The following is a 25,832-nucleotide window of genomic DNA, read 5'->3' on the forward strand; positions in this document are numbered from 1 at the left end:
TTGTACTAAATTTTGCGAGTAGTGTTGAACTTCGCTCTGTCGTTCGCCGTCCAGGGACCGTCCCGCTTACCCGGTTGTGGTGACCGTCGGACAGCCCACCGCGGTCGATAGCCACGCCAAGTCCACCGTTCCATCCCGTCCGATGGCAACGTTGATCCTGCGGCTGTTGCAGGTGTCGACGGGAAAGTCGATGGTCGCGGGTTCGTCGCCGTCGACACCGACGTCGAGCGTGTATGCGCCTGACTTCGTGACCGTGATTTCGACGTAGGCGTCGGCTTCGATCCGATACGTCTTCTGGAGTGGCGACGTCCCGGCGTTCCGGTTGGCGACGGCAACTCGTATCCGTCGAGCGGTTTCGGCGTCGTTCCAGACGAGTATCGTCGCGGACCCATCGGTCGACGGGTCGCTGCCGGTAACACGCACCGTCGTCTGTGGGAAGCTGTCGTTCGAACGGATTTCGACGAAACCGCCGTCCGTTCCCTCCCGTTCCGTCTCCCGCGTCGGCGTCGCGTTCGGTGTCGTGACGTTCGAGGTCGCCGTCGGTTGTGGACTCCTCGTCGACGTTCGATCCGGCGTTGTCGTCGATGCTGGCGAACTCGACGTCGGTTCCTCGTCCCGCATCGCCGTCGGTGCCGACGAACTCGATGTTGGTTCTTCGTCCCGCATCGCTGTCGTGGTGCTCGAATTCCCGCCGCTACTCGTTTGCGTACAGCCGGCGAGAACCGCACTCGCGCCGAGCACGAGAAACGCCCGTCGTCCGGTCACCGGACGTTTGCCGCTCATATCTCAGCACACAGAGTAGCCAGGAATAAGCTTTCTGACGCTCGAACGGTGGATCGGTTGGGAATCCCGTTCAGTGACCATCGAAACGTCGCCACCGAGAGAGCGTCACGGTCTCGAAACGGGATCCGGATCGGCGTAGAAGCTTTCTTGTGGAGAGGGTTGGAACGAACCGATGAGACGGTCACGAATGGACGAGTCCGAGCTCGGGCCCGCGGACTACCTCCCGGGAATGCGGCCGCGGCAGCGAGTGCGGAACCTCGCGGTTGCGGTCGTGTACGTCGTTCTGTCGCCGGTCATCGTCGTCGGGGTGATTCTGTTCACCGGCTACGTTCTCGTCGGGGTCCAGCTCGGACGGACCGACGCCATCGAGATCGCCGATCGGGGCGGGGGGACGGGGACGAGCCTCCATCCGATGATCGGTCGCCTCGCGATGCTCGCGGTCACCGTGACCCTCGCCGTCGGCATCGCGAGCGCGTTCGCGTTCGGGTTCGTCCAGCTCCCGGGCACCGACGCCCCGCAGGCCGCCTTCTCGTTCGATCGGGCCGGCTCGACTACCGTGGAGATCACCCACCAGGCCGGCGACCGACTCGATCCCGCGACGCTCACCGTTCGTGTCGACGGCGATCGCGCCACGGGATCGTGGCAGCCGACGCCCGTGACCTCCGGCTCGCAGTATCGCGTGACCGGCGTGGAGTCTGGCGCGACGATCACGGTTGTCTACGTCGATTCCGAGGGGTGGTCGGCGACGCTCGCGACGCACGAGGTCGGCGGCTGACGGCCGTCCCCGGCCCCCATCGAGGCCGGGCGCTCGGACGTCGCCGGAATCGACGACGGCTCGGGATAGACGAGCCGTTCGCTCGACACGCGGCTGTCGACTGCGCGATCGCGTCCCCAGGTCGAACGAGTTAACCTCCGTCTCCGAGAATCCACATTGTAGGTCAGCCGTGAGCGAGTCCCGCATCGACGCACACGTCAAGGTCCTCGACGAGCGCGTGGTCCGTCGGGCCAAGCGCTACGGACTCGACGCCGTGGTGTACGCACCGCACTTCACTCGACTCCCCGAGATCCGCGCCAAGGCCAGGGCGTTCTCCGACGACGACTTCCTCGTGGTGCCTGGCCGCGAGCTGTTCACCGGATCGTGGCGAAATCGTCAGCACGTGCTCGCGTTCGGCCTCACCGACCCAGTACCCGATTTCCTCGCGCTCGATGCGACGATGGCCGAGCTCGACCGCCAGGCAGCGGCCGTGCTGATCCCTCACCCGGAGTTCCTGAACGTGGGGCTCGGCAGGGCGGCCATCCGCCGCCACGAGGCGACCATCGACGCCGTCGAGACCGACAACGCGAAGTTCTGGCCCCATCACGCCCGCCGGGCGCGCGGGATCGCCACGGAGTTCGATCTCCTGGGATTCGGCTCGTCGTACGCCCATCTCCCCGGGAGCGTCGGCGAGGTCTGGACGGCGTTCGACGCCCCGATCGAGACCGAGGCCGATCTCGTCGCGGCGTTCACCGAGGGTGCGCCGCGCGCCGTCCGCCGTCGGCACGGTGCGCTCCACTGGACGAAGCGAGGGGCGGAGTTCGCCCACCTCGGCTACGAGAACTCGTGGGGGAAGTTCGACCGACTCGTGTTGCCGGGCGAGACGCCGACGCACCCAGGCCACGCGCTCTACGGGGGACGGTTCGACGAGTCGTCCGTCTACTGATCGATGGTCGTCGGAGTGGTGACGGGAGGAACGAGCCGTTCGGTCACACTGTCGGAGGGAACCGAAACAACGGATTCACCGGACCGAGTCGGCGAAATCGACGAAAGACTTCCCCCCGACAGTATCACCGACGCCGGAGCGCGAGGACGGCGGTCCCGAGCAGCGCGGCGACGGCGACGCTCACGCCGAAACCGGGTCCGAACGCGCCGCTATTGCCGCCGGAGTCCGTGGTGGTTCCGCTCGTCAGACTCGTTCCGTCCGCCTCATCGACGGTACTCGTCGCCCTCTCCGTTGGGGTGGCGGTCGCGGTGTCGGTCACGGTCGTCGCGGTCGGCGTCTGCGTTGCCGTCGCGGTTGGCGTCGGCGTCGGTGTGGGTGTCGGCGTTGGCGTCGCGGTCTCGCCGAGGGGACCGAGGACCGACGCGTTCCCCGAGGGGGGAACGGTCGCCACGACGCGGTTGCGGCTGGTGTTGACGGCGTTCGGGTCGGGAACCTGGCTCCACGTCCGGTTGTACGTCCACAGCCGGAGGGTCTCCTCGGTGATGTTCGCTTGTGTCACGGCCCGGTCCGTGTAGGGAACGACGAGTCGAAGCGAGGCGTTCGGTCCGGTGGCGACCGCGCCGACGAACTGCCCGACGTTCGTCCGGTTTTCCGTCCCGAGCGGCGGATTGGAGACGCCGGTGAGTGCGACGTCGCTCGCGGTGAACGACACCGTCCCCGAGCGGGTCGTGAGGTTCGTGCCCCTGATCCCGGTGGCGTTGCCGGTGGCGAAGAGGCTCCATCGGCCGTTACCGACCGCGGTGACGTTCCTGACGCGAACGTCGCTCGATCCCTGGAGTCTGATCCCGTGGCGCGCGTTCGCGCTCGCGTCGACCCGCCGGATCACCCCGTCGTTCGCGTCGCGGTAGACCACTCCGCTCGACCAGTCGGTCACGCTCACGTCGAACACCGTGACGTTCGAGAGGGTGGTGAGCGAGTTGTCGACCTGGATGCCGACGCTTCCCGATCCGTTCGGGCCAGCGTCCACGACGTGCCCTCTGCCGGCAAAGATCACGTCGCTCGAGATGATCTGGATGCAGACGTCGCTTGAACTGTTCGTGATGTTCTCGGTGAGGACGTACCGGCCGTCGTCCACGATCGTCCGGCACGAGTCGATCCGGACCGGGCCGTCGTCCGTCTGACCGCTCGCGGGACCGACGATCGCGACGGTCGCGACCGACGCGGCGAGGAGGAGACAGATCACGATCGCTCCGGCGTGTCCGTGTTGCGGTGAACCCATCGCTTGTGGGGTGGACTGGCGCGTGGCCCATACCTGTTCTGTTCCACCGCCGAGCGGATCGCCGGTCGGCGCGCCGTCGAGTCGATCAGAACACGCCGGCCGCACGCAGTCCGTCTTCGAGCAGTCGGCGCGGGGCCTCGGCGACGAGCGCCGCGGCGATGGCGAGCTCGACCGCCGTGACGGCAAGCGTCACGCCGGTGGCGTACCGACTCCCCGATCGAACGCCGACCGGGAAATCGAACTCGGCGCTGTCGAGGGGGTAGAGCAGCGCGAGCCCACGCTTCGAGCCGAGGAGGTCGAGCACGAAGTGGGTCGCCACGCCGATCCAGACCAGTTCGAGGTTGTCGAAGTAGAGCGGGTAGCCGACGAACACCCCGAGCGTCGCGAGGTTGTGGAACGTCTTCCGGTGGCTCCCGAACGCGGTGTCGATGTCGGGAGCCAGCGCGCCGAGCACCACCGGGACCGCGTAGCCGACGATCGCGCGCGCGGTGGTGGCATCACCCGTCGGGTGGGCGAGATACGCGAGCCCGACGCTCAGCGCGACCGCGTTGATGACGTGCTCTCGCTTGTTCATCGTTCCGACACTACCTCACTCATCGTCGCCGACGACCCGTTCCGTTCATCGAGTAGCGCGACGACCGGGGTCGGTTAAGCCGTGTCGTTCGAGTTCGGGCTCCGGTGCTCGTCGAGGCGTTCGAGAACCGCCGCGAGCGCGCGCCTGCCGATCTTCCGCTTGACCTCGCGGCGCGATCTCTCGAAGACGTGGTGCTCGGTGGCCGTGACCGAGTCGCCCGATCCCCACTTGCCCGCATAGGCCACGCCGATGTGGACCGTGCCGACGGGTTTCTCGTCGGTGCCGCCGTCGGGCCCCGCGATCCCGGTCGTACTGAGTCCCCACGTCGTGTCGGCCGTGTCCCGTGCGCCACGCGCCATCGCACGGGCGACTGGCGCGCTGACCGCACCATGAGCATCGAGTTCCTCGCGCGGGACGGCGAGCAGCGCGCGCTTGGCTCGCGAGGAGTAGGTCACGAGCGAGCGATCGAAGTAGTCGCTCGATCCCGGGACGTCGGTGAGCAGTGAGCCGACGAGGCCCCCGGTACACGACTCCGCGACCGCGATCGTCGCATCGGTTTCCCGGAGTGCGTCGCCGAGCCGTTCCTCGATCGGTGGTTCGTCCGGCTCCTGGGTCATGGGCGATCAGTCGTCCCTCTCGAACAAGAGGTCGGTGGTCGGGTGCCGTCTGGAGGGGCGGTGGCGCACGGGAGCGCGTCGAAGACGCGCGACTCGTGCGAGGGATGAGCGGAGTGAGTGAAGCGAACGGAGCGAATCGGCTGGGGAGGATGTGGCTGCGGTCTCTCATCTGCGTCGTGATTCGTCTCCGCCGAATCGGCACTGACGTTGGAGACTGCGAACGGTCTTCGAATGATTCGAGTGGCGGAGCATCGAGGCGAAAGACCGAGGACGGGCCGGGCCAGTACACGAGTATGAACTACGAGACGCCGCAGTTCTTCCGGGTGATGCAGTACGCGGCGGCCGCCGACCGCGACGTGATCGACATGGCGAGCGGCAGCCCCGACTGGGAGGCCCCCGCTGGCATCGGCGAGGGACTTCACGCATACGCCGACCTCGGCGGTTCTGACTACCAGTACCCGCCGAGCGAGGGGGTGGCCGAACTGCGCGAGGCAATCGCCGCCAGGCGAAACGTCGATCCCGAATCGGTGGTCGTCACGAACGGCGCGGGCGAGGCGAACCATCTCGCGCTGGCGGCCGCGCTCGATCGCGATGCTGGCTCGGAAGTGCTCCTCACCGATCCGGTCTATCCCTACTATCCCGGGAAGACGAAACTCCTCGGCGGCACGCCGCGGTACGTCCCGGTCGCCGACGACGGGCAGCTCGATCCCGCCGCCGTCCGCGAGCGCGCCGGGTCCGATACTGCCGCGATCGTCGTCAACACGCCGAACAACCCGACCGGTGCGGTCTATCCCGAGGACACGATGGGCGAACTCGTCGCGATCGCGGAGGACTGTGGCGCAGTGCTCGTGAGCGACGAGGTGTACGACCACTTCGATTACTCGGGCGCGTTCGCGAGCGCACTCGGTGTCGATTCGGCGCATCGCGTCGTCACCAACTCCTTCTCGAAGTCGATGGCGATCACGGGGTTTCGGGTGGGGTACGGGATCTTCCCGCCGGCACTCCGCGACGCGGCGCGCACGCGGCACATGCTCGCGAACGTCACCGGGAGTCGACCGGCCCAGTACGCCGTCCTCGAAGCGCTGCGTTCGACCGATCGCGAGTACTACGCCGCGAACCGCGACCGGCTCACAGAGCGGGTCGCGACGTTCACCGACGCGCTCGACGCCGTCGGAGCGGAGTACACCACCCCCGACGGCGCGTTCTACGTCATGGCGCGCTTTTCGGGGTTCCCGGGCACGATGGCGAACACCCAGCGGTTGATCGACGAGGCCGGCGTGGCCGGGATGCCAGGCGAAACCTTCGGCGAGACTCGTGTCGACTGGTTCCGGTTCGCGCTCGTCACGCCCGAGGTCGAGGCGGCGGCCGAGCGCCTGGCAGGGTTTTTCGACTGACGGTGCTGATCGAGTTTTGCGGTGCTGTGGCGTGCGGCTGCGCCGAGCGGGACGGTCTGCCGTCCCACTGGCCGTGCGAACGAGCGCGAAGCGCCCGTGAGCAGAGAGTGGTTGGCGAACGAAGTGAGTCAACCCGACGAAGCAAAAAAGTGGGAGTTGAATCGGCTGGGGAGGTGTGTGGCCGTCGCGGCTCGTGGACGGACGGTTGTGTCCGGTGGATGGGATCCACCACTCGAACCAGCACCACGAGCGTCTGACCACTCGTTTCGCCGCTTCCGGAACCGCCGAGAACTCCGTCAGACCACGCGCCGAACCAGGCCATAGAGCCGGTTTCGGACACCGGCAGGGAGGAAGCGAGCGTACTCCGCGAGGCTCGCGACCGGACCGACGGGGTAGCGCGTGGGCGGGTCGGGCGAGACCGCCGCGTCGACGATCGCGGTGGCGACCAGGGTCGGCGAGACGGTGCCGACGCCACCTTCGACGACGGTGCGCGAATCGTCGAGGACGTCGTAGAACGTCTCGTACGCGCCCGAGCGGTCGAGGCCGACGAGTTCGTCCGCGGCGCGGTCCTCGAACTCGGTGTTCACCGGGCCCGGCGCGATGACGACGACGTCGACGCCGTAGTCCGCGATCTCGGTGCGGAGTGCGTCGGTCATGGCTTCGAGCGCGGATTTCGAGCCCGCGTAGACACCCTTGGCGGGCGTGGCGAACCGCCCGGCGGTGCTGGAGACGTTCACGATGGTTCCCGTGCCGCGGTCGCGCATATGTGGGAGAACGGCGCGGGTCAGTCGGTGCGGACCGAAGACGTTGGCGTCGAACTGGTTCCGAACCCGCTCCGTGGGAACGTCCTCGATCGGACCGAACTGCCCGTAGCCCGCGTTGTTCACGAGGCAGTCGATCCGCCCGGTCTCGTCGACGATCCGATCGATCAGGCTCGTCACTGCCTCGTCGTCGGTGACGTCGAGCGTCGCGGTCTCACAGCCCACGTCGTCGAGCGCCGACAGATCGTCCGCGTCGCGCGCGGTCGCGTACACCGTCCACTCCTCGTCGCGGAACGCCTCGGCGGTCGCGCGGCCGATGCCGGACGAGCAGCCGGTGATCAACACGGTCTTCGTAGTCATATCTGGTTCTCTCGGGCCGGGTAGTTAACTTCCGCCGTTCGTTGCCGCGCTCGCAGGGCCGCGACGCTCGATCGCCAGGCCGCGAACTTCAGCCGCCCCGTTCACGCTTCACCTCGGCGGCGTATCCGTCGGCGAGCCGCGTCGGCTCGGGGAGCTTGTAGCCGTCACACAGCCGCCCGATCAGGTCTGCGGCCGTCTCGCTCCCGACACGGTGGCCCGAACTCACGTACACCGGGTTGACGTGGCGATCTCCAGAGTCGTACTGGCGGGTCTGGAGTGCGTAGCCGATGACGCCCTCGCCCGTGGTCTCCACGCTCTCGTCGGCCGCGATGGCGACGCGGGCTCCTTCGGGGAGGTCGTCGAGCGATCGCCGAGGTGTGCCACAGAGCAATCCCTTCGCGACCCCGACGCTCGGCAGGTCGAGCGTGACGCCCATGTGAGTCGCGAGACCGGCCTCGCGGTAGTGGATCCGGCCGCTACCGTCGAACACCGCGAGATCGGGCTCGACGTCGAGGTTCGCGAACGCCGCGAGGACCGCCCCCGCCTCCCGAAAGGAGAGGAGTCCGGGGACGTAGGGGAATTCGAGGTCGACGACGGCGCTCGCGCGTTCGATCACCTCGCCGCCGCGGAGGGCGACGATCGCCCCCACCGCGCGGTCGTCGAGAAACGCTTGGTCCACGCCGACGACCACCGGCGGTTCGTGGGCCGCGTCGGCGGGTTCGTCGGCCGACGAACGATCGGTCGCCTGGTCGGTGGTCGTGATCGAATCGAGGGTGTGCGTCCCCGTCGCCGACACCGCCCTCGGATCGAAGGCGAACGCGTCTTCGAACGTCGCGTGGGCGGCAATCTCGCGCTGGAGGCGTTCCATCGTCTCGCGCGAGGCCGACGGGTCGGGAACGAATTTTGGGTGGGCGGGCTCCATCTCAGAACGGGCCGCGCCCGCGGCCACCCATTCCGCCGCCACCACGACCGCCGCCGAACTGGAGCCGGTCGCGGGCTTTCACCCGGTCCTTGACGTGCTGGCCGTAGGCGAGACCGACGACGAGGCCGACGAGGTGGGCCGCATCGGCCACACCGGGAAGGATCTGCACCCCGAGCACGCCCGAGACCGAGACGAACGCGTAGAACGCGGTGATCGCCCAGATCGGGACGGGGATCAGGAAGTAGAGATACACCCGGAGATCGGGGTTGAGAACCGTGAGAACACCCAGGATGGCGAGCGCCGCACCGCTCGCACCGAGCGCTGGGGTCAGTTCCCCGCCCCTGAGCAGTTCGACGGCGACGTGGCCAAGGCCGGCGAGGACGCCGCTGCCGAGGAACAGCAGCGCGAAGTCGCGCGATCCGACGTACCGCTCGACCTGTTGGCCGAAGAAGTAGATCACGATGGCGTTGAACAGCAGGTGAACGAGTCCACCGTGAGCGAAGATCGACGTGAACCACGTCCAGACGTACAGCGGGTGTTCCGGCGAAATCGTGAACAGCGCCTGGTAGATTTCACGAGAAGATGGCGTAAGGAAGAGCGACCCCGCTGGAGCCAGTATGAATTGAGTAGCGTACTGGAGGGCGAACGTGACGAACATCAGCGCGAGGAAGACGAACGTCATGTTCCCCCGGAAGAAGCCGAGCGGTCCGCCGACGCCGGTGTCGAAGACGCCGGAGAGACGCCCGGACGACGATCGGTCACCTGGGTTGTCGACGCCGTCGTCGAAGCCGCTGTCGAAGATTCCCGAGGGATCGTTCCAGTCGTCGAGCCCCGGACAGCCGTGGTTCTCGGGCAGGCGGTGCTCCCCACAGTAGGTGCCACCGCAGTGCTGGCAGTGATACGGCATGTTCTCGTTTCGCCCACACTCGTCGCACGTCGCCATTTGCCGTGTGTCAGTGCCGCCGGCTCAAATCGGTTGGGTTCCGGGCTGTGGCGGCGACCGTCAGGTGGGCGCGTCGCGGGCGGAAAACGAGGCCGACAGGGCGAACCCGACGAAGTGAAACCGGGCTGGGTGCAAAGGAAACCATGCGATCGCACGAACGGAAGCAGCTCCTCGCGCGGATCGAGCGCGAGGGTGCGACCGTGGGCGCGTCGATCCCCGAGTCGATCGACGTCCAGGGCGAGCGGCTCGCACTCCGGGAGTTCGTCTTCGAGACGCGATCGCGCGAGTCGGTGCCGGCGGGCGAGCGCGACCGGGTCGAGCGCGCGAAACGGAACCTCCGGCGCGAGCGCCTCCAGCGCAAGCAGCGCCTCGAAGACGCCGACATCCCGCGGGCGGAGGGCGAGCGGCTCGTCGAGAGCATCGTCGGGATCGATCGCGCGCTGAACGCGCTCGGCGATCTCGGAACGACGGACATCGAGCGGGAGGCCGACGCGAACGAGGCCGCAGACCGGAAGCGCTGGATGTCGTTCCTCCAGCAGGCACTCGGCAACGAGGACTCGAACGCCAGGCGGTGAGCCCCGACGCGACCGCCGCCCTCCCTTGCGGAGCGGTCGGACGACCGCGCTACCGATCGAGCGCCACCGCGACCGCTTCGATCGGGTGACGCGGCCGCGACGCGCCTGGGCGGTCGCCGAGCTGGGTCCGACACGACGTTCCGGGGGCGACGACTCGCTCCCCGTCGCTCGCGTCGACCTGATCGAACAGGATGCGTCCGATGGCCTGCGAGAGGTCGTAGTGTTCGGTTTCGTACCCGAAGGAGCCCGCCATCCCACAGCAGCCCGAATCCAGCGGATCGACGTCGTAGCCCGCGCGCCGGAGGACGCCGACCGCGTGGTGGTCCTTCGCGAGCGCCTTCTGGTTGCAGTGGCCGTGATAGGTGAGCGACGTGTCGGGAGTGGCGACGTCGAGCGCGTCGTCGAGACGGTGTCGATCGAGGTATTCGAGCACGCCGTAGGCGCTCTCGGCGACCCGCGATGTCGCCTCGTGGTCCGGAAGCAGATCGCGGTACTCGTCCTGGAACATCACCGCGTCGGAGGGTTCGACGAACGTGACCGCCCAGCCGTCCCGCACGCGAGACTCGAGCGTTTCGACGTTCGTCCGGGCGCGCTCGCTGGCGACGTCGAGCAGCCCTTTCGAGTAGGCGGGGCGACCGCTCGGCGCGACGCCGTCGGGGATTTCAACGTGAACGCCAGCGGCCTCCAACACGAGCACCGCTGCTTTCCCCGGCCGAGGACGACTGTAGTTGGTGTACGTGTCGGGAAAGAGCAGGACGTTCGCTTCGGCCTCGGCGAGTGGGACCGCCGCACCGCCGCGCGCGTCGAACCACTCCTCGAGGGACTCGCTCGCGAACTGCGGGAGTTCGCGCTCGCGGGCGATGCCCATCGTCCTCTCCATCGCGGCTCGCGCCCCCGGAAGCTTCGGCAGCCAGTTCGAGAGCGGCGCGAACCGACTCCCGAGCGCCGCGAGTCGGTCGACGTTCGCAAAGAGGCGCTCGCGGCGGCCGACGCCCTCGCGTTCGTGGTACTGGTGTTTGACCTCGGTCTTGAGCTTTGCCATGTCGACGCCGGTCGGACAGTCGCTCGCACAGCCCTTGCAGCCGACACAGAGGTCGAGCACCTCCTCCTGGAACCGCTCGGAATAGAGTTCTTCCTCGGGAAGCTCCCCTGATATCGCTGCACGGAGGAGATTTGCCCGACCTCTGGTGGTCTGAATCTCCTCGCGCGAAGCGCGGTAGGTCGGACACATCGTCTCGCTCTCGGTCTGTCGGCAGGTCCCACAGCCGTTGCAGAGCTCGACGAGGTGTGAGAACCCCTCGCCGTCTCCGCTTCCATCGCTTTCGGCCCCGTCATTTCCGACCTCGTCGCTTCCCCTCTCGTCGAACGCCATCGTGGTCTGCGGTTCGAGCGACGAGTACGCTGCACCGTATCGGAGGTTCTCGCGCATGTCCGCGCCGACGCCGCGTCCATCCGCCGGCGCACTCTCGCCGTCTTCGTCCCAGTAGACGACGGTTCCGGGGTTCATCCGGCGGTCGGGATCGGCGGCGAGTTTGAGCTCCTGAAACGCCCCCCAGAGATCGGGGCCGTACATCTTCGGGTTGAACTCGGTGCGCGCGAGGCCGTCGCCGTGCTCGCCCGAGAAGGCTCCGTCGTGCTCCATGACGAGCGAGGTGACGTCCTCGGAGATCGAGTGCATCGCCTCGATACCCTCGCTCTCTTTGAGATTCAGGATCGGCCGGATGTGGAGCGTCCCCGACCCGGCGTGGGCGAAGTACGCCGCCGACGTATCGTGGTCAGCGAGGATGTCTTCGAACTCGACGACGTACTCCGCGAGCTCTTCGGGCGGAACGGTGGCGTCCTCGATGAACGGGTAGGGTTTGGGATCGCCCTCCAGACTCATCAGCAGCGGGATCGCGGCCTTCCGGAGTTTCCAGAGCTTCGATTGGTCGTCGGCCGAGTACGCCTCCAGCACGTCGAACGCCGCTCCCTGTTCCACGAAGTGGGCGTTCGTTCCCTCGATGGCGGCCTCGAAGTCCTCGCACAGTTCGGCGTCGAACTCCAACATCAGCGCCGCGGCCGTGCCCTCGGGAATCGGATCGACGTACTGGGCGAACTCGGTGGACTCGTCTGCGAGCCGGAACACCTCGTCGTCCATCAGCTCGACTGCGCTCACATCGAAGTCGAGCGCTTCGGGGACTGCGGCCATCGCGTCGACGAGGTCGGCAAAACAGTAGAGCGCGAGCGCGGTCGAGTCGGGTTTCGTGACGAGACCGAGCGTCGCCTCGACCACGACGCCGAGAGTCCCCTCCGCGCCCACGAACAGCTTCGAGAGGTTGATGACCTCCTCGCCAGCGTCGTTTTCGTCAATCACCTTGTGGAGATTGTAGCCCGATACCGAGCGCTTCAGGCTCGGATAGCGCTCCGCGATCTCCTCTCGGTTCTCCTCGACGAGACTCCGGACTGTGCGATAGAGTGCTGCTTCGCGGTCGTCCTTGCCGACGAGCGCCTCCCACTCCGGACTGTCGAGCACGACCTCGCGGGTGTGGATCAGCGAGCCATCGGCGAGCACCACCCGGAGTTCTTCGGTGTAGGCGTCGGTGATGCCGTACCGGACCGAATGCGCGCCCGTCGAGTTGTTCCCGATCCCGCCGCCGATCGTCGCGCGGTTCGAGGAGGCGGGATCGGGCGCGAACTTGAGTCCCCACTCGTCGAGGTGGGCGTCGAGGTGGTCCTGGACGACGCCCGGCTGGACGGTCGCGGTCCGTCCTTCGGGATCGACATCGAGGATCGAGTCCATATGACGGCTACAATCGAGCACGACGCAGCCGGGGCCAACAGTCTGCCCCGCGAGCGACGACCCCGCGCCGCGCGGGAGCACGGGCGTGTCGTGGTCGGCGGCGATCCGGACCGTTGCTCGCACGTCCTCGATGTCGCGTGGACAGACTACGCCCGCGGGCCGCGCCTGATAGATACTGCCGTCGGTGGCGTAGAGCACCTGGGCGTACTCGTCGAAATCGACCTCGCCGCGCACCGCCTCGCGCAAGTCGGCGGCGAGCGCGCGATGCTCGGCGACGTCGTCGTGATCGTGTCCCAGCGCGTCGACCGACGTCGCGAGATCGGTGGCATCGGAAGCCTCCTCGGCGGCCATGCGTATTTCGGGTGGTAGATGATGTTAAATACTGGGATGGTCCCAAGTTTTGTTTCGGTCCGGTTCGGAGCGGATGGCGGCGCTGAACGGTGTCTACGGCAGATGCGACGACTCTTCGGAATTGGAGGCGGGATCAGAGCAGCGACCCCACCAGATCGGTTTCGAGCGCGGCGATCACCCCCGTGAGGACGGGCACGCTCGCGAGCGTCGTGGTCAGGACGGCGGCGCTGACGTATTCGGGGGCGGTGACGCCGCCCACGGAGCGGTCGTCCCCCATCTCGATCACGAGGATCAACGGGGTGATCGCGGCGGGCGCGGCACATTCGAGGACGAACACCCGGGCAACCGTCGTGTCGGCGAAACCGAGTCCGGCCGCGATCGCGAGTCCGACGACGGGGGCGACCACGAGCTTGAGCGCGTTCGCGGTCCCGACGCGCGCGACCGCCGCGCCGTAGTTCGTGTTCGCGAGCTGGATCCCGACGAGTATCAACATGAGGGGGATCGCTGCGTCACCGACGAGCTTCAGGGTGCTCATCGCGGTGCCGTCGGCCGGCGGAACGACCCCGAGCCAGCGCGCGCCCGCCGCGAGCACGACCGCGTAGACGAGGGGGAGTTCGAACACCCGTCTGATCGAGCCGAGTCCCCGAGTGCCGCCCGAGCGGGAGGCGAGATAGACGCCGACGGTGTAGACCACGACGCTCTGGCCGACGAGGTAAACCACGGCGGTCGCGCGGCCGACCGCGCCGAACGCAAAGGCCGACAGCGGGATGCCGAAGTTGCCCGAGTTCGGGAACGAGCTCACGAGCACGAGCGCGCTCCGGATCGGCTCGTCCTCGTCGAGCGCGCGCCCGACGCCTTCCGCGAGCGCGGCCATGACGAGGGCGAACGCGACGACGCCGCCGACGACCTTCAGCAGGGTCTCACCACCGAGATCGGACGTGGCGACGCTGTGGAGAACGAGCGCCGGGGTCAGCACGTAGATCGTCACGGTGTTGAGCGGCTCGACCGCGATCGAGCGCACCCGCCCGAGCACGAAGCCGACCGCCGCGATCGCGACGATGGGGAGAACCGAACCCGCGAAGATCGAGAGGAGGGACACACTCCTCCCACCGCCCGTCGGGTTACAAGCGTTCCGAGCCGCGTCGGACTCCCGTGCGACTCACTCGATCGACTCGTCGAGCGCACCTTCGATCGCGTCGTCGAGTCGTCCCGTAGCAACCAGCTCCGTCGCGACCTCGATCTCGGTGTGGAGCGGCCGGTCGGCGTCGAGCGGCGGGACCACCTCGCGGATCGCGTCGTACGCCGCGCCGGTCCCGGTCCCGGGATCGAGATCGTCGTCGACGAACTCCATCGCCTGCGCGCCACAGAGGAGTTCGATGCCCACAGTTGCGAGCGCGTTCTCGACGGCGGTGCGGGCGTGATAGGCGCTTTCGGCGCTCATGCTGACGTGATCCTCCTGACCGCCGCTCACAGGGGTGTTGTCGGTCGAGGGCGCGCCGAGCGATCGGCTCTCGTTCACGAGCGCGGCGGCGCTGTACTGCGCGATCATGTAGCCCGAGCGCACGCCGCTCTCGGGCGTGAGGAAGGGCGGGAGGTGATCGGCCTGGTGGTTCGGGTTGAGCAGCCGGTCGGTCCGGCGCTCGGCGATCGCGGCGAGTTCCGTGAGCGCGTTCGTGACGTAATCCAGCTGGAGCGCGAGCACCTCTCCATGAAAGTTGCCGCCCGAGAGCACGCCCACCCCGTCGGTGCCGCTGGCGCGGTCGTCGACCGCGTGCCCCGGAAACACGAGCGGGTTGTCCGTCGCGCTATTCAACTCGGTCTCGACGGTCCCGCGGAGGTGGGCGATCGCGTCGCGGACCGCGCCGTGGACCTGCGGGAGACACCGGAGTGAGTAGGCGTCCTGCACCCGATCGCAGTTGCGGTGGGATTCGACGATTTCCGAATCAGCGGTGAGTTCTCGGATGTTCCGTGCGCTCGTCGCCTGGCCGTCGTGAGGTCGGACGTCCTGGATCGCCGGATCACAGGCGGCGGTCGTCCCCATCGAGACCTCGGTCGTGAGCGCACCGGCGACGTCCGCGCCACGAACCGCGCGCTCGGCGTCGGCGACACAGAGCGCGGCCAGCCCGACGGACAGTTGTGTCCCGTTGATGAGCGCGAGCCCCTCCTTCGCGGCGAGCGAGAGCGGTTCGAGTGCCACCAGTTCGAGCGCCGCCTCGCCGTCGAGTCGTTCACCGTCCACTTCGGCGACGCCTTCACCCAACAGAACGAGCGCGAGGTGGGCGAGCGGCGCGAGATCGCCGCTCGCGCCGAGACTTCCCCTCGATCTGACGACCGGATGGACCCCTCCATTGAGCATCGTCACGAGGTGATCGACGACGACCTCGCGGATCCCCGAGTACCCCTTCGCCAGGGCGTTGACTCGCGTGAGCATCATCGCGCGGACCGCCTCGCGATCGAGTTCGCGACCCACGCCCGAGGCGTGGCTCCGGACGAGGTTGGTCTGGAGGCGCTCGCGCTCGCTCTCTGGGATGCGTTCGGTGACGAGCTGACCGAACCCGGTGTTCAGCCCGTAGACTGCCTCGTCGCTGTCGATGACCTCTTCAACGCGTTCTCGGGACTCCCGCACTGCCTCGCGCGCGGACTCGGTGATCGTCACCCTCGCGCCGTCACGGGCGACCCGCGCCACGTCCTCGGGGGTGAGCGATGCGCCGTCGAGCCTTACGGGTTCGCTCACGACTCGCCCTCCCCGTGGACGGGTTCGCCGTTCTTGAGCACCGTTTTGACGGTGTTCACGCCGAAATTGTAGGGCACGTGGACGTGCGATGGTGCGTCGACGATCGCCACGTCCGCAGGAGCGTCCTTGCGAAGCGAACCACTCTCGCCAGCGCGGTCGAGCGCGCGTGCGCCGCCGTGGGTGCCGGCCAGCAGCGCCTCGGCGGGCGTCATCCCCATCCCGACACAGGCGAGCGCGATCGCGAAGCCCATGCTCTGGGAGTGACAGTTCGGGTTGAAATCGGTCGCCACCGCAACCGATCCCCCCTCGTCGAGAAACGCCCGCGCGTCGGCGTACTCCGCTCCGAGCGAGAAGGCCGTCCCGGGAAGGAGGACGGGCGTGACGCCAGCCTCGGCGAGCGCCACGCGGTCGTCGTCGTTCGCGTGGAGGAGATGGTCGGCACTCGCCGCACCGAGATCGGCCGCGAGCTGCGCGCCACCGAGCCGGACGAACTCCTCGGCGTGGACCTTCGGCGTCAGACCCGCCTCCATGCCGGCTTCGAGCACCCGTCTGGACTGTGCGACCGAGAACACGCCCTCCTCGCAGAACACGTCACAGAACTCGGCGATCCCCTGGTCGGCGACCGCGGGGAGCTGGTCGTCGACCACCCGCTCCGTGTACGCCTCGGCGTCGGTCCCCTCGGGAACCGCGTGGGCACCCATGAACGTCGCCACTACGTCGACGGGGTGGATCTCGTCGGCCCGCTGGATCACGTCGAGCATCCGGAGCTCGGTTTCGGTATCGAGACCGTAGCCGGATTTGATCTCCACTGTGGTGGTGCCGTGAGCGAGCATCGTGTCGAGGTGGCCGAGCAGGTTCGAGCGGAGCTGCTCGTCGCTCGCTTCCCGGACGGCGCGCACGGTTCGAAGAATGCCGCCACCCTCGGCCAGGATCTCCTGGTACTCCTTCCCGCGGAGCTTCGCCGCGAACTCGTCGGAGCGATCGCCCGCGAACAGGCCGTGGGTGTGCGAATCGACGAACCCGGGGAGCACACTCCGGCCGTCGGCGTCGATGGCGTGCGTCGCGTTGCCTGGCGGGTACTCGTCGGTCACCGTCTCGGTCGGCCCGACCGCGGCCACGCGACCGTCGACGACGGCGAGCGCGGCGTTCTCGTGTCGCTCGATGGCCTCGTTTTCGTCGGGGCCGACCACGATCTCGCTCGCGTCGTGGACCACCGTGGTGAGCTCAGTCATCGTCTCCACCCATCGTGAAGTCGCTGCGACACGAACTCATCGCCGGTCCCGCATCGGCACCGAGACGTCCGAGCGATCGGCCTCGTCGAGCGCGTCCTCGTAGCCCGCGTCGGCGTGGCGGATCACGCCCATTCCGGGGTCGGTCGTGAAGACTCGGCGAGCTTTCTCCCCAGCGAGGTCGGAGCCGTCGAGCACGACGTGGTTGTTGGCGTGGAGCGCGTTGCCGATGCCGACGCCGCCGCCGTCGTGGACGCTCACGATGTCCGCGCCCGCCGCACAGTTGAGCAGCGCGTTCAGAATCGGCCAGTCCGCGACCGCGTCGGTGCCGTCCCGCATGGCCTCGGTCTCGCGGTGTGGGCTGGCGACGCTGCCGGCGTCGAGGTGATCGCGGGTGACGACGATCGGCGCGGCGATCTCGCCGTCGGCGACGAGTTCGTTGATCCGGAGTGCGAACCGTGCCCGCTCGGTCAGGCTGTCGGGGTCGTCTTCGTCGGTTTCGTACCCGAGCCAGCAGACCCGCGCGGGGAGTCCCTGAAAGGACACCTGCTCCTGGGCGAGCTCGATCCAGCGGTTGAGCGATTCGTTGTCGGGGAACAATTCTGTGACCGCCTCGTCGGTGCGGTGGATGTCGGCGGGATCGCCGGAGAGCGCCGCCCATCGGAAGGGACCGCGACCGCGACAGAACATCGGCCGGATGTACGCCGGCACGAACCCCGGAAACTCGAAGACATCTTCGCGCCCGCGGTGATCCTCGACCTGGCCGCGGAGGTTGTTGCCGTACTCGAAGGCGACTGCGCCGCGATCCTGGAGGTCGAGGATGGCGTCGACGTGGCGCTCCATCGTATCGAGGCTCTCCTCGCGGTAGCGCTCGGGATCCGATTCTCGGCGGTCGTCGGCCTCTGCGACGGAGTAGCCGCTCGGGTAGTAGCCTTCGAGTTCGTCGTGGGCGCTGGTCTGGTCGGTCACGATGTCGGGGACGAACCCGCGCTCCAGCATCGTTTCGAGCATGTCCGCGACGTTCATCTCGACGGCGACGCTGTACGGCTCGTTCGCTTCGGCCGCTTCCTCAGCGTTGTCGAGCGCCTCGTCGAGACTGTCGGCGCGCTCCATCAGGTAGTCCGTATCGAGCCGGCGCTCGATCCGGCGCGCGTCGACTTCGGCGGCGATACACACACCTCGATTCATCGTGACCGCGAGCGGCTGTGCGCCGCTCATACCCCCCAAACCGCCGGTAGCGACGACTTTTCCTTCGAGGTTGCTATCGTATTCCTGCCGGCCCAGTTCGGCGAGGGTCTCGTAGGTTCCCTGGATGATTCCCTGGGTGCCGATGTACGCCCACGAGCCGGCGGTCATCTGGCCGTACATGATTTTGCCCTCGGCTTCGAGTTCGTGGAACTGCTCCCAGTCGTCCCACTTCCCCACGAGATTCGAGTTCGCGATCAGTACCCGAGGAGCGCGCTCGTGAGTCTCGAAACGGCCGACGGGCTTGCCCGACTGGACGAGGAGGGTCTCGGTATCCTCCAGTTCGCGGAGCTCGTCGAGGATGGCGTCGTAGGCGTCCCACGATCGGGCGGCCCTGCCGGTGCCGCCGTACACCACGAGATCCTCGGGCTTTTCGGCCACTTCGGGATCGAGGTTGTTGTTGAGCATCCGGAGGGCGGCCTCCTGACGCCATCCCTCACACTCGATCTCGGTGCCCGTCGGTGCGCCCCGATACTCGCGCCACTCGTCGGACGGCTCGCCGATACCGGGCTCGGTTCCGGCGGGTTGCTGTTCACTCATCCTCTCTCCCTATGCGAACGGTTCACGAGTCAGTTGTGGCTCCACGAGGAGGGTGATTTATGAGAGCAGCCGGTTCCGGCTTGCGAACGGACCGACGTATCGGAGCGGAGCGACGAAGCCTCCGCCGCCGCGACGATGGCACGTGTTCGGGGTCGCACCGTAGTGTCCCGACCACGCGAACCGCTTCCACCGTCGACGAGAACCCAGCCGTCAGTAGACCGGTGGCGCGTAGACGCTGACCGTCCGGAGCGGTCCTCCGTCGTCACCGTCCCTCTCATCGCCGTCGTTGCGGATCTCGTGCGCTTCGCCGGCCTCGATGCAGACGAGCGTACCAGATGTGAGACGGCACTCCTCGCCGTCGACGACGGCGACGCCGGTTCCGTCGGCGACGTAGCACCACTGATCGGCCTCTGGATGGCGGTTCTCGGGGCCGCCGGTCGACTGACCCGGCGAGAGCACCATCGTCGCGGCCTGAGAGCGCTCGGTGCCGGCGACGACGTCGAAGAAGCCGTCGGCCTCGTCGGTCTCGACGACGTTCACGATTCACTCGGCTCCGCGACTTTCACGACTTGCTTGCCGATGTTGTCGCCCTCGAACAGTCCGAGGAAGGCGTCGGGAGCGTTCTCGAACCCCTCGACGATCGACTCGCGGTGGGCGATGTCGCCGTTCGTCACCCACTCGTGGAGGCGGTCGTTCGCGTGCTCGAATCTGGTCGCGTAATCACCGACGAGAAAGCCCTCGACGCGGGCGCGCGGCGCGATGAGCCCCGGGAGTTTTCGCGGTCCTGTCGGGACCCCCTCCTCGTTGTAGAGCGCGATCTGGCCGCAGATCGCCACCCGCGCGTCGACGTTCAACCGGGTGAACACCGCGTCCGAGATCGGGCCGCCGACGTTGTCGAAGTAGGCGTCGACGCCGTTCGGTGCGGCGTCGCCGAGCGCCTCGCGGTAGTCGTCGGTCGTCTTGTAGTTGATGCCGGCGTCGAACCCGAGATCGTCTTCGAGGTAGTCCACCTTCTCGTCGCTGCCTGCGAACCCGACGACGCGCGCACCGCCGAGGCCGGCGATCCCGCCGACGGTCGAGCCGACCGCACCAGCCGCGCCCGAAACGACGACCGTGTCGCCCGGATCGGGTTCGAGCACGTCGAGCGTGCCGAAGTACGCCGTCCGGCCGGGCATCCCGAGCACGCCGAGGTAGGTGGGGAGCGTGAGGTTCTCGTGATCGGGGTCGATCGAGGTGAGGTCGTCGCCGTCGAGAAGGGAATGCTCGCTCCAGAATCCTTCGCCGAAGACGAACTCTCCAGCGCCCCAGTCGTCGTGTGCGGACTCGACGACCTCGCCGACGACGTGGCCCGCCATCCGGTCGCCGACGTCCCACGGATCGGCGTAGGACTCGCGGTCGCGCATCCGTCCGCGCATGTACGGATCGACCGAGAGGTACAGCGTGCGGACGAGCACCTCGCCGTGACGTGGCTCCGGAACGTCGCGTTCTTCGAGTTCGAACGTGTCGCGATCGGGTTTCCCGTCGGGACGCTTGCTCAGAACGAACTGGCGGTTGGTGTCTGTCACGGCTGATTCGTCGGTCCGTGATCGGACGAGTGTTCGGGTATCGGCAGTCGATCGACAGAATAGGCACTGGCCTGAAACGTGCCGACTGCACCACCGACATTTGGGGCAAAAGACGAATACCTCGCTGGATCGATCGTGATGTATGGCAACCGAGACGGTCGCGACGTTCGAGTCCTCGCTCGACGAGCTGGGGGTCGGGCTGACGCGCACCGACCCGGAGGGGTTCGACGACGCGCTCGCGGCGATTCTCGACGAACCGGCGGTCGGCGTCCCGCTCCGGATCGACGGCGTCTCGCTCGACGACGTGCCGGTCACGGTCGATCCGACGCTCGCCGAACTCCGGGCGGCGCGGACCGGCGTGACGCCGGTCGGGACGGCGGTCGCGACCTACGGTACGCTCGCGATCGAGTCATCCCCCGCGGGCGACGAGCCGGTGAGTCTCTTTCCCGAGCGCCACGTCGCGGTCGTTCGCGAGGAAGACATCGTGTGGGGGTTGGACGAGGCGTTCGCGCGGCTCGACGAGGCGTTCGACGCCGGCCGGGACAGCGTGGTGTTCGCGACGGGCGTGAGTGCAACCGCCGACATGGGATCGATGGTCGAGGGCGTTCACGGTCCGACCGCGGTTCACGTGGTGGTGGTCGAGTCGTGAGTGCCGAGACACGTCGGGAGAGGGCGGCACACATCCGCCAGCTCCTCGACACCGAGGGCGAGAACGTCCACGCGGACGCGACGCACATCAACGAAGCGCGCTACGACGCGGCCGCGGAGTTCGAGGCGTACGAGGAGCTCCGGACCGAAGCCCGCGAGATCAAGGCGGACGCGATCGAGCGACTGCCCGAGCTGATCGATCAGGTCACCGACGCCGTCGAGTCGAACGGCGGGCAGGTCTATCTCGCCGACGACGCCGCGGACGCGAATCGGTATATCGAGGAGGTGGCCGGCGACGCCGACTCGCTCGTGAAGTCGAAGTCGATGACCACCGAGGAGATCGAGGTCAACGACTCGCTCGAAGCCGCGGGCGTCGACGTCCACGAGACCGATCTCGGCGAGTGGGTGCTCCAGGTCGCCGACGAGTCGCCCTCGCACATCGTCGGACCGGCGATGCACAAGTCCCGCGAGGGGATCGCCGAGCTGTTCAACGAGCGGTTCGATCCCGACGACCCCCTCGAAACCGCCGAGGAACTCACCGCGTTCGCCCGGGACTGGCTCGGCGAACGGATTCGGGATGCGGACGTCGGGATGACCGGCGCGAACTTCGTGCTCGCGGAATCGGGCTCGATCGTGCTCGTGACCAACGAGGGCAACGCCCGGAAGTGTGCGGTCGCGCCCGACACCCACGTCGCGGTCGCGGGCGTCGAGAAGCTCGTCCCCTCGATCCGGGAACTCCAGCCGTTCGTGGAACTGATCGCACGTGCGGCCACCGGCCAGTCGATCGCCCAGTACGTCACGACGCTCTCGCCGCCGGTCGAAACGCCAGCGCTCGACTTCGACGATCCCGACACGCCGTTGAGCGAGGCCGGGATCGGGGGTGGAGGCGATGGAGGTGGTAGCGACGGCAACGACGACCGCGAGTTCCACCTCGTGCTGCTGGACAACGGCCGGTCGGCGATGCGCGAGGACGACCAGCTCCGGGAGACGCTCTACTGCATCCGGTGTGGCGCGTGCGCGAACTCGTGTGCCAACTTCCAGCACGTCGGCGGCCACGCCTTCGGCGGCGAGACCTACACCGGCGGGATCGCCACCGGCTGGGAGGCTGGCGTCCACGGACAGGACAGCGCCGCGGAGTTCAACGACCTCTGTACCGGCTGCTCGCGCTGCGTGAACGCCTGTCCCGTGAAGATCGACATCCCGTGGATCAACACCGTGGTGCGCGACCGGATCAATCGCGGGGTGGGTGACGCCAGCGATGCGAGCGACGCTCCCGAGTTCGACTTCCTCGTCGAGGGGCTGACGCCCGACGAGGAGCCCGGCGGACTCACTCCCCGAAAACGGTTTTTCGGCAACTTCCCGACCTTCGCGAAACTCGGGAGCGCCACCGCACCGGTGTCGAACTGGCTCGCGGGCACGGGGCCGAGCCGCGCGCTGCTGGAGCGGTTCCTCGGGATCGACCGCCGGCGCGACCTTCCTCAATTCGAGCGCGAAACCCTCGTCGAGTGGTTCGAATCGCGGGGTGGGTCGCGCGTTGCGGCGGCCGACGCCGACCGCGAGGCGGTGCTCTACCCCGACGTCTACACCAACCACGTCCACACCGAGCGTGGGAAGGCTGCGGTGCGGGTGCTGGAGGCGCTCGGCGTCGCGGTGCGGGTTCCCGACGTTGCGTCGAGCGGGCGCGCACCGCTCTCCCAGGGGATGTTCGCCACCGCCGAGCGCCACGCCCACGACGCCGACGCCGACCTCGCCGAACACATCGACGCGGGCCGCGACGTGGTGGTGATCGAACCCTCCGACCTCGCGATGTTCGCCGGCGAGTACGAGAAGTTCCTGCCAGAGAAATCGGCCGAGCGGCTGGCAGAGAGCAGCTACGAGGCCATCGAGTACGTCTACGGCCTGCTCGAAAACGGGGCCGAGCGCGCGGCGCTGCGACGAGGCGACGGCGAGCGGGTGGCCTACCACAGCCACTGCCAGCAGCGGACGCTGGGGCTCGAAGCCCACACCGTGGCCGTGCTGGAGGGGTGTGATTACGACGTGCTCACCTCCGAGACCGAGTGTTGCGGGATGGCCGGTTCGTTCGGGTACAAACAGGAGTACTACGAACTGAGCATGGACGTCGGAAGTGACCTCGAAGCCCAGTTCACGACCGACGACGCGCGTGACCGCACAGTCGTCGCGAGCGGGACGTCGTGCTGCGAGCAGCTGGATGCGCTGCTGGAGCGGACGAGTCGGCATCCGGTGCAGCTGTTGGATCCGGCACGGGAGAGGTAGACGAGCGGTCGTGCGGTGATCGTTCGAGCTTAGTTACTGCTCGCCGGCGCGCGCCGCGTCGATGCGGTCGTGGTGGTCGCTCGACAGCGTGATCTCGACCGCGCCGAGGTTCTCGTCGAGCTGGTCGACCGTGCGCGCGCCCACGATCGGGACGCAGGTGAACTGCTCGCGCTCGATCAGCCACCGGAGCGCGACCTGGGCGGGCGTCGCGTCGAGTTCGTCGGCAACCGCTCGTACGGCGTCGAGCACGTCCCAGCCGCGCTCGGAGACGTAGTAGTCGTCGAAGAACTCGTCGAAGCTCCCGCGGGAGCCGTCGGGCGATTCGACCCCGCCCTCGTCGGTACGCTCGTACTTGCCGGTGAGGAAGCCGCCCGCGAGCGGCGAGTACGGACAGACCGCGAGCTCCTGATCGGCGCAGACGTCGAGGTAGTCGCTGACGTCCTCGTAGTAGGCGGCGTGGTAGAGGGGCTGGGTCACCTCGAAGCGTTCGAGGTCCTCGACGTCGGACTTCCAGAGCGCCTTCGTGAGCTTCCACGCGGCCATCGTGCTCGCGCCGATGTGGTTGACCTTCCCCTTGTAGACGAGTTCGTTCAGGGTGCGGAGGGTCTCCCCGACCGGCGTGTCGTCGTCGAAGCGATGGATGTAGTACAGATCGAGGTAGTCGGTGCCGAGTCGGTCGAGGGTGCCCTCGATCTCGGCACGGATGTTCTTCCGGCCGAGGTTTTCCGAAAAGCGGCTCTCCTGGCTCCAGTACACCTTCGAGGCGAGGACGTACTCCTCGCGATCGCGGTCGTCGAGCCACTCGCCGATCCAGCGCTCGGAGTCGCCGCCACCGTACCCGTTCGCGGTGTCGATGAAGTTGATCCCGCGGTCGGCGGCGGCGTCGAGGAGCTCGTGGGCCTCCTCGCGATCGGTTTCGAGCACGTCGCCGGTCTGCTTGCCGAAGCGCCACGTGCCGAGACAGAGCTGTGAGACCTTCGTACCGGTGGAACCGAGGGAGGTGTACTCCATGACCGGTGGTCGGGGGTGGCGCACAAAGTCGTTCGGGATGCGGCGGTCCACAGAACGGCTCACGTCGGGCGATCCGGCTCCACCGTGGCGGCGGGGAGGGCGCTACGCGTCGTCGAGGAGATCGTCGAGTTCGTCGTCGTCGAGCAGCCCGACGAGGCTCTCGCCGTTCTCGTAGCGCTCGTACTCCTCGTCGTTCAGCCGGTCGCGGATCTCCCCGTCGGTGAGCTTGCCTTCGAGTTCGGAATCCAGGTCGTCGGGGTCGTAACCGGGAACGGGCATGGTGGACGTTCGCCTCGGGGAGGGATATACTGTGGGGCCGGCGGGTCGGGTCTTGTGGTGTTCGACGAGTCCGATCGAGTCCATACTTTCATACCGTCCGCCCGACCCGTATGGAACAGCAATGAGCCAGGCGATGGCCGCGTCGGGACCGTACCGCAACGCGAACCTGTTCTCGGGGTACTACCTCGACGAACGGGTCGACGGGCTGGAGGCGTGGGACTGCGACGCGGACGCGCGGGCGGCGTTCGAGGAGTTGCGGGAGCTCTGGACCGGGGAAGAGGGGCTCGTGGCGTCGTATGGGGAGGACGAGCTCCTCGACGCGTGGATCGACGAGGTGCTCTCGATTATCGGGTTCGACACGCTCTCGGAGACGACGCTGCCCGACGGGAACGGGTACACCGATCGGCTGCTGTTCGAGTCGGCGAGCGAGCACCGAATGTTCTGATGAAAAATCTCCGTCTCAGATGCGTGTGTGAAGTCGTTCAGCGTGCTCGTACACTTCGTCGAGATGGTTGACTTCGGAACGGGGTATCCGCCCAGCAGAGAATTCGCCAGTACAGTCAGAATCGATACACTCGAAAAACACTTTCCAGGCTGTTGGTTCCTCCTTGACGCCATACTGAAGGCTGGACCCGCAATACGGACAGCGACCCATTTCCGTCCGTCGCATGAACATAAGCGGCCATGGTCGTGGCTTCTGGTTTGAACCCTCGGCCAGAGCATTCACATTTATCTGAGAGCGTGATTCATCGAAGTTGATGGCATACGACGGTCCAAGCATATTCTTAGCTCCGTACGGAAACAACGCTGCGCTTGAGAACTTTCGCCGGACGGTGCTGAACGGTGTCAGTAGTAATGCGGTCACGGAGCACACGGACCGAACACTTAGTGGTGATATCGTCCGATTGTGGGGGACGAAAGAGAGTGTTGAGGGCTCATGGAAAGGAATCAACTCTGGCGATTATCTCATATTTTACCGCGACGGAACGTACACTCACGCTACTGAGGTCTTGGCAACGGAGAAAAATGCAGAGCTGGGTAAAGCAACCTGGTCAAACTATGAAGAGGACAAACCTTGGCTTTGCATCATTTACCTCGGGGAACCTGTCGAGATTAATGCCGATTCGTCAATGGTCCACGATTTGGCTGGCTACGATATTGACTATCCCATGGGATTCAGTCCATTAAACGAGATGGGGATTGGTGGCATCCGAGGAAAATACGGATCTGTGGAAGCATTTGCTGCTGCCGAGCCTGATACACCGAAAC

23 protein-coding genes and 1 pseudogene are annotated in these 25,832 nt (G+C 67.2%); 8 read left to right on the top strand and 16 right to left on the bottom strand.

The annotated features are described in order from the left end of the window. Positions 1-66 precede the first annotated feature (66 nt). Complete coding sequence (locus tag TX76_RS15160) at positions 67-783, bottom strand: hypothetical protein (RefSeq protein WP_049903594.1); 717 nt, start codon at positions 781-783, stop codon at positions 67-69. 187 nt (positions 784-970) lie between these two features. Between TX76_RS15160 and TX76_RS15165 the strand changes: the two genes are divergently transcribed. Both TX76_RS15165 and TX76_RS15170 read left to right on the top strand, forming a co-directional pair. Further along, complete coding sequence (locus TX76_RS15165) at positions 971-1,558, top strand: type IV pilin N-terminal domain-containing protein (protein WP_049903595.1); 588 nt, start codon at positions 971-973, stop codon at positions 1,556-1,558. A 169-nt stretch (positions 1,559-1,727) separates the two neighbouring features. Then, positions 1,728-2,483: a PHP-associated domain-containing protein gene (locus TX76_RS15170; protein WP_049903597.1), complete on the top strand. Its 756-nt coding sequence runs from the start codon at positions 1,728-1,730 to the stop codon at positions 2,481-2,483. Between the two features lie 124 nt (positions 2,484-2,607). Here TX76_RS15170 and TX76_RS15175 read toward each other — a convergent pair whose 3' ends face one another. The 3 genes from TX76_RS15175 to TX76_RS15185 form a co-directional block, all read right to left on the bottom strand. Beyond that, positions 2,608-3,762 carry a PGF-CTERM sorting domain-containing protein gene (locus tag TX76_RS15175; protein ID WP_049903598.1) on the bottom strand — a complete coding sequence of 385 codons (1,155 nt, stop codon included), beginning with the start codon at positions 3,760-3,762 and terminating at the stop codon, positions 2,608-2,610. An 85-nt stretch (positions 3,763-3,847) separates the two neighbouring features. After that, a complete protein-coding gene (locus TX76_RS15180; protein ID WP_049903599.1) occupies positions 3,848-4,336 on the bottom strand; it encodes a metal-dependent hydrolase in 489 nt (162 codons plus the stop codon). A 74-nt stretch (positions 4,337-4,410) separates the two neighbouring features. Beyond that, complete coding sequence (locus tag TX76_RS15185) at positions 4,411-4,953, bottom strand: CinA family protein (RefSeq protein ID WP_049903600.1); 543 nt, start codon at positions 4,951-4,953, stop codon at positions 4,411-4,413. Between the two features lie 293 nt (positions 4,954-5,246). Between TX76_RS15185 and TX76_RS15190 the strand changes: the two genes are divergently transcribed. After that, positions 5,247-6,347: a pyridoxal phosphate-dependent aminotransferase gene (locus TX76_RS15190; RefSeq protein ID WP_049903601.1), complete on the top strand. Its 1,101-nt coding sequence runs from the start codon at positions 5,247-5,249 to the stop codon at positions 6,345-6,347. A 296-nt stretch (positions 6,348-6,643) separates the two neighbouring features. Here the strand turns inward: TX76_RS15190 and TX76_RS15195 are convergent, their stop codons facing one another. From TX76_RS15195 to TX76_RS15205, 3 genes are all read right to left on the bottom strand, one after another. Beyond that, positions 6,644-7,468 (bottom strand): SDR family oxidoreductase, encoded by an 825-nt coding sequence (locus TX76_RS15195; protein WP_049903602.1) that lies wholly within the window; start codon positions 7,466-7,468, stop codon positions 6,644-6,646. An 88-nt stretch (positions 7,469-7,556) separates the two neighbouring features. Then, positions 7,557-8,390, bottom strand: a complete 834-nt coding sequence (locus TX76_RS15200) for an endonuclease V (RefSeq protein ID WP_049903603.1) — start codon at positions 8,388-8,390, stop codon at positions 7,557-7,559. 1 nt (position 8,391) lies between these two features. Next, positions 8,392-9,333 (bottom strand): rhomboid family intramembrane serine protease, encoded by a 942-nt coding sequence (locus TX76_RS15205; RefSeq protein ID WP_049903605.1) that lies wholly within the window; start codon positions 9,331-9,333, stop codon positions 8,392-8,394. Positions 9,334-9,476: 143 nt separating this feature from the next. Here TX76_RS15205 and TX76_RS15210 point away from each other — a divergent pair, with 143 nt between their 5' ends. Next, positions 9,477-9,908 carry a DUF5788 family protein gene (locus TX76_RS15210; protein ID WP_049903606.1) on the top strand — a complete coding sequence of 144 codons (432 nt, stop codon included), beginning with the start codon at positions 9,477-9,479 and terminating at the stop codon, positions 9,906-9,908. 49 nt (positions 9,909-9,957) lie between these two features. Here the strand turns inward: TX76_RS15210 and TX76_RS15215 are convergent, their stop codons facing one another. From TX76_RS15215 to TX76_RS15245, 7 genes are all read right to left on the bottom strand, one after another. Next, positions 9,958-13,038, bottom strand: coding sequence for an FAD-binding and (Fe-S)-binding domain-containing protein (locus TX76_RS15215; protein ID WP_049903607.1), 3,081 nt, complete (start codon positions 13,036-13,038; stop codon positions 9,958-9,960). A 133-nt stretch (positions 13,039-13,171) separates the two neighbouring features. Then, positions 13,172-14,137 carry an AEC family transporter gene (locus TX76_RS15220; protein WP_049903609.1) on the bottom strand — a complete coding sequence of 322 codons (966 nt, stop codon included), beginning with the start codon at positions 14,135-14,137 and terminating at the stop codon, positions 13,172-13,174. 60 nt (positions 14,138-14,197) lie between these two features. Further along, positions 14,198-15,772 carry a histidine ammonia-lyase gene (gene hutH, locus TX76_RS15225; RefSeq protein ID WP_049903611.1) on the bottom strand — a complete coding sequence of 525 codons (1,575 nt, stop codon included), beginning with the start codon at positions 15,770-15,772 and terminating at the stop codon, positions 14,198-14,200. After that, the gene (hutI, locus tag TX76_RS15230) at positions 15,769-17,004 is read right to left on the bottom strand and encodes an imidazolonepropionase (RefSeq protein WP_049903624.1); all 1,236 of its coding nucleotides are present in this window, start codon (positions 17,002-17,004) and stop codon (positions 15,769-15,771) included. Before hutI ends, hutH begins: the two co-directional genes overlap by 4 nt. Positions 17,005-17,040: 36 nt before the next feature. Continuing rightward, entirely contained in the window at positions 17,041-18,786 is a 1,746-nt protein-coding gene (gene hutU / locus TX76_RS15235) for a urocanate hydratase (RefSeq protein ID WP_049903612.1), read from the bottom strand. Between the two features lie 210 nt (positions 18,787-18,996). After that, the gene (locus TX76_RS15240) at positions 18,997-19,326 is read right to left on the bottom strand and encodes a cupin domain-containing protein (protein ID WP_049903613.1); all 330 of its coding nucleotides are present in this window, start codon (positions 19,324-19,326) and stop codon (positions 18,997-18,999) included. Beyond that, complete coding sequence (locus TX76_RS15245; protein WP_049903615.1) at positions 19,323-20,351, bottom strand: NADP-dependent oxidoreductase; 1,029 nt, start codon at positions 20,349-20,351, stop codon at positions 19,323-19,325. Before TX76_RS15245 ends, TX76_RS15240 begins: the two co-directional genes overlap by 4 nt. A gap of 142 nt (positions 20,352-20,493) precedes the next feature. On the opposite strand from TX76_RS15245, the gene TX76_RS15250 reads away from it, so the two are divergent. Next, entirely contained in the window at positions 20,494-21,000 is a 507-nt protein-coding gene (locus tag TX76_RS15250; RefSeq protein ID WP_049903617.1) for an LUD domain-containing protein, read from the top strand. Then, complete coding sequence (locus TX76_RS15255; protein ID WP_049903619.1) at positions 20,997-23,273, top strand: LUD domain-containing protein; 2,277 nt, start codon at positions 20,997-20,999, stop codon at positions 23,271-23,273. The genes TX76_RS15250 and TX76_RS15255 overlap by 4 nt, the downstream gene beginning before the upstream one ends. 33 nt (positions 23,274-23,306) lie before the next feature. Here the strand turns inward: TX76_RS15255 and TX76_RS15260 are convergent, their stop codons facing one another. Both TX76_RS15260 and TX76_RS18190 read right to left on the bottom strand, forming a co-directional pair. After that, the gene (locus TX76_RS15260) at positions 23,307-24,284 is read right to left on the bottom strand and encodes an aldo/keto reductase (protein WP_049903621.1); all 978 of its coding nucleotides are present in this window, start codon (positions 24,282-24,284) and stop codon (positions 23,307-23,309) included. Positions 24,285-24,386: 102 nt separating this feature from the next. Further along, entirely contained in the window at positions 24,387-24,563 is a 177-nt protein-coding gene (locus TX76_RS18190) for a hypothetical protein (RefSeq protein WP_195156078.1), read from the bottom strand. A gap of 121 nt (positions 24,564-24,684) precedes the next feature. On the opposite strand from TX76_RS18190, the pseudogene TX76_RS15265 reads away from it, so the two are divergent. Both TX76_RS15265 and TX76_RS17750 read left to right on the top strand, forming a co-directional pair. Further along, a pseudogene (locus tag TX76_RS15265) lies at positions 24,685-24,999 on the top strand (hypothetical protein); the annotation flags it as partial. Between the two features lie 322 nt (positions 25,000-25,321). Continuing rightward, the coding region (locus TX76_RS17750; protein ID WP_154019104.1) for a hypothetical protein at positions 25,322-25,832 on the top strand (511 nt) is incomplete at its 3' end.

It is taken from the genome of Halococcus agarilyticus (assembly GCF_000334895.1).
Classification (GTDB): domain Archaea; phylum Halobacteriota; class Halobacteria; order Halobacteriales; family Halococcaceae; genus Halococcus; species Halococcus agarilyticus.

Excerpts from the sequence above, each read along its gene's own strand:
- TX76_RS15160 (WP_049903594.1), bottom strand. The coding sequence starts at position 783 with ATGAGCGGCAAACGTCCGGTGACCGGACGACGGGCGTTTCTCGTGCTC.
- TX76_RS15165 (WP_049903595.1), top strand. The coding sequence starts at position 971 with ATGGACGAGTCCGAGCTCGGGCCCGCGGACTACCTCCCGGGAATGCGG.
- TX76_RS15175 (WP_049903598.1), bottom strand. The coding sequence starts at position 3,762 with ATGGGTTCACCGCAACACGGACACGCCGGAGCGATCGTGATCTGTCTC.
- TX76_RS15180 (WP_049903599.1), bottom strand. The coding sequence starts at position 4,336 with ATGAACAAGCGAGAGCACGTCATCAACGCGGTCGCGCTGAGCGTCGGG.
- TX76_RS15185 (WP_049903600.1), bottom strand. The coding sequence starts at position 4,953 with ATGACCCAGGAGCCGGACGAACCACCGATCGAGGAACGGCTCGGCGAC.
- TX76_RS15190 (WP_049903601.1), top strand. The coding sequence starts at position 5,247 with ATGAACTACGAGACGCCGCAGTTCTTCCGGGTGATGCAGTACGCGGCG.
- TX76_RS15195 (WP_049903602.1), bottom strand. The coding sequence starts at position 7,468 with ATGACTACGAAGACCGTGTTGATCACCGGCTGCTCGTCCGGCATCGGC.
- TX76_RS15200 (WP_049903603.1), bottom strand. The coding sequence starts at position 8,390 with ATGGAGCCCGCCCACCCAAAATTCGTTCCCGACCCGTCGGCCTCGCGC.
- TX76_RS15205 (WP_049903605.1), bottom strand. The coding sequence starts at position 9,333 with ATGGCGACGTGCGACGAGTGTGGGCGAAACGAGAACATGCCGTATCAC.
- TX76_RS15210 (WP_049903606.1), top strand. The coding sequence starts at position 9,477 with ATGCGATCGCACGAACGGAAGCAGCTCCTCGCGCGGATCGAGCGCGAG.
- TX76_RS15215 (WP_049903607.1), bottom strand. The coding sequence starts at position 13,038 with ATGGCCGCCGAGGAGGCTTCCGATGCCACCGATCTCGCGACGTCGGTC.
- hutI (WP_049903624.1), bottom strand. The coding sequence starts at position 17,004 with ATGACTGAGCTCACCACGGTGGTCCACGACGCGAGCGAGATCGTGGTC.
- hutU (WP_049903612.1), bottom strand. The coding sequence starts at position 18,786 with ATGAGTGAACAGCAACCCGCCGGAACCGAGCCCGGTATCGGCGAGCCG.
- TX76_RS15250 (WP_049903617.1), top strand. The coding sequence starts at position 20,494 with ATGGCAACCGAGACGGTCGCGACGTTCGAGTCCTCGCTCGACGAGCTG.
- TX76_RS15260 (WP_049903621.1), bottom strand. The coding sequence starts at position 24,284 with ATGGAGTACACCTCCCTCGGTTCCACCGGTACGAAGGTCTCACAGCTC.
- TX76_RS18190 (WP_195156078.1), bottom strand. The coding sequence starts at position 24,563 with ATGCCCGTTCCCGGTTACGACCCCGACGACCTGGATTCCGAACTCGAA.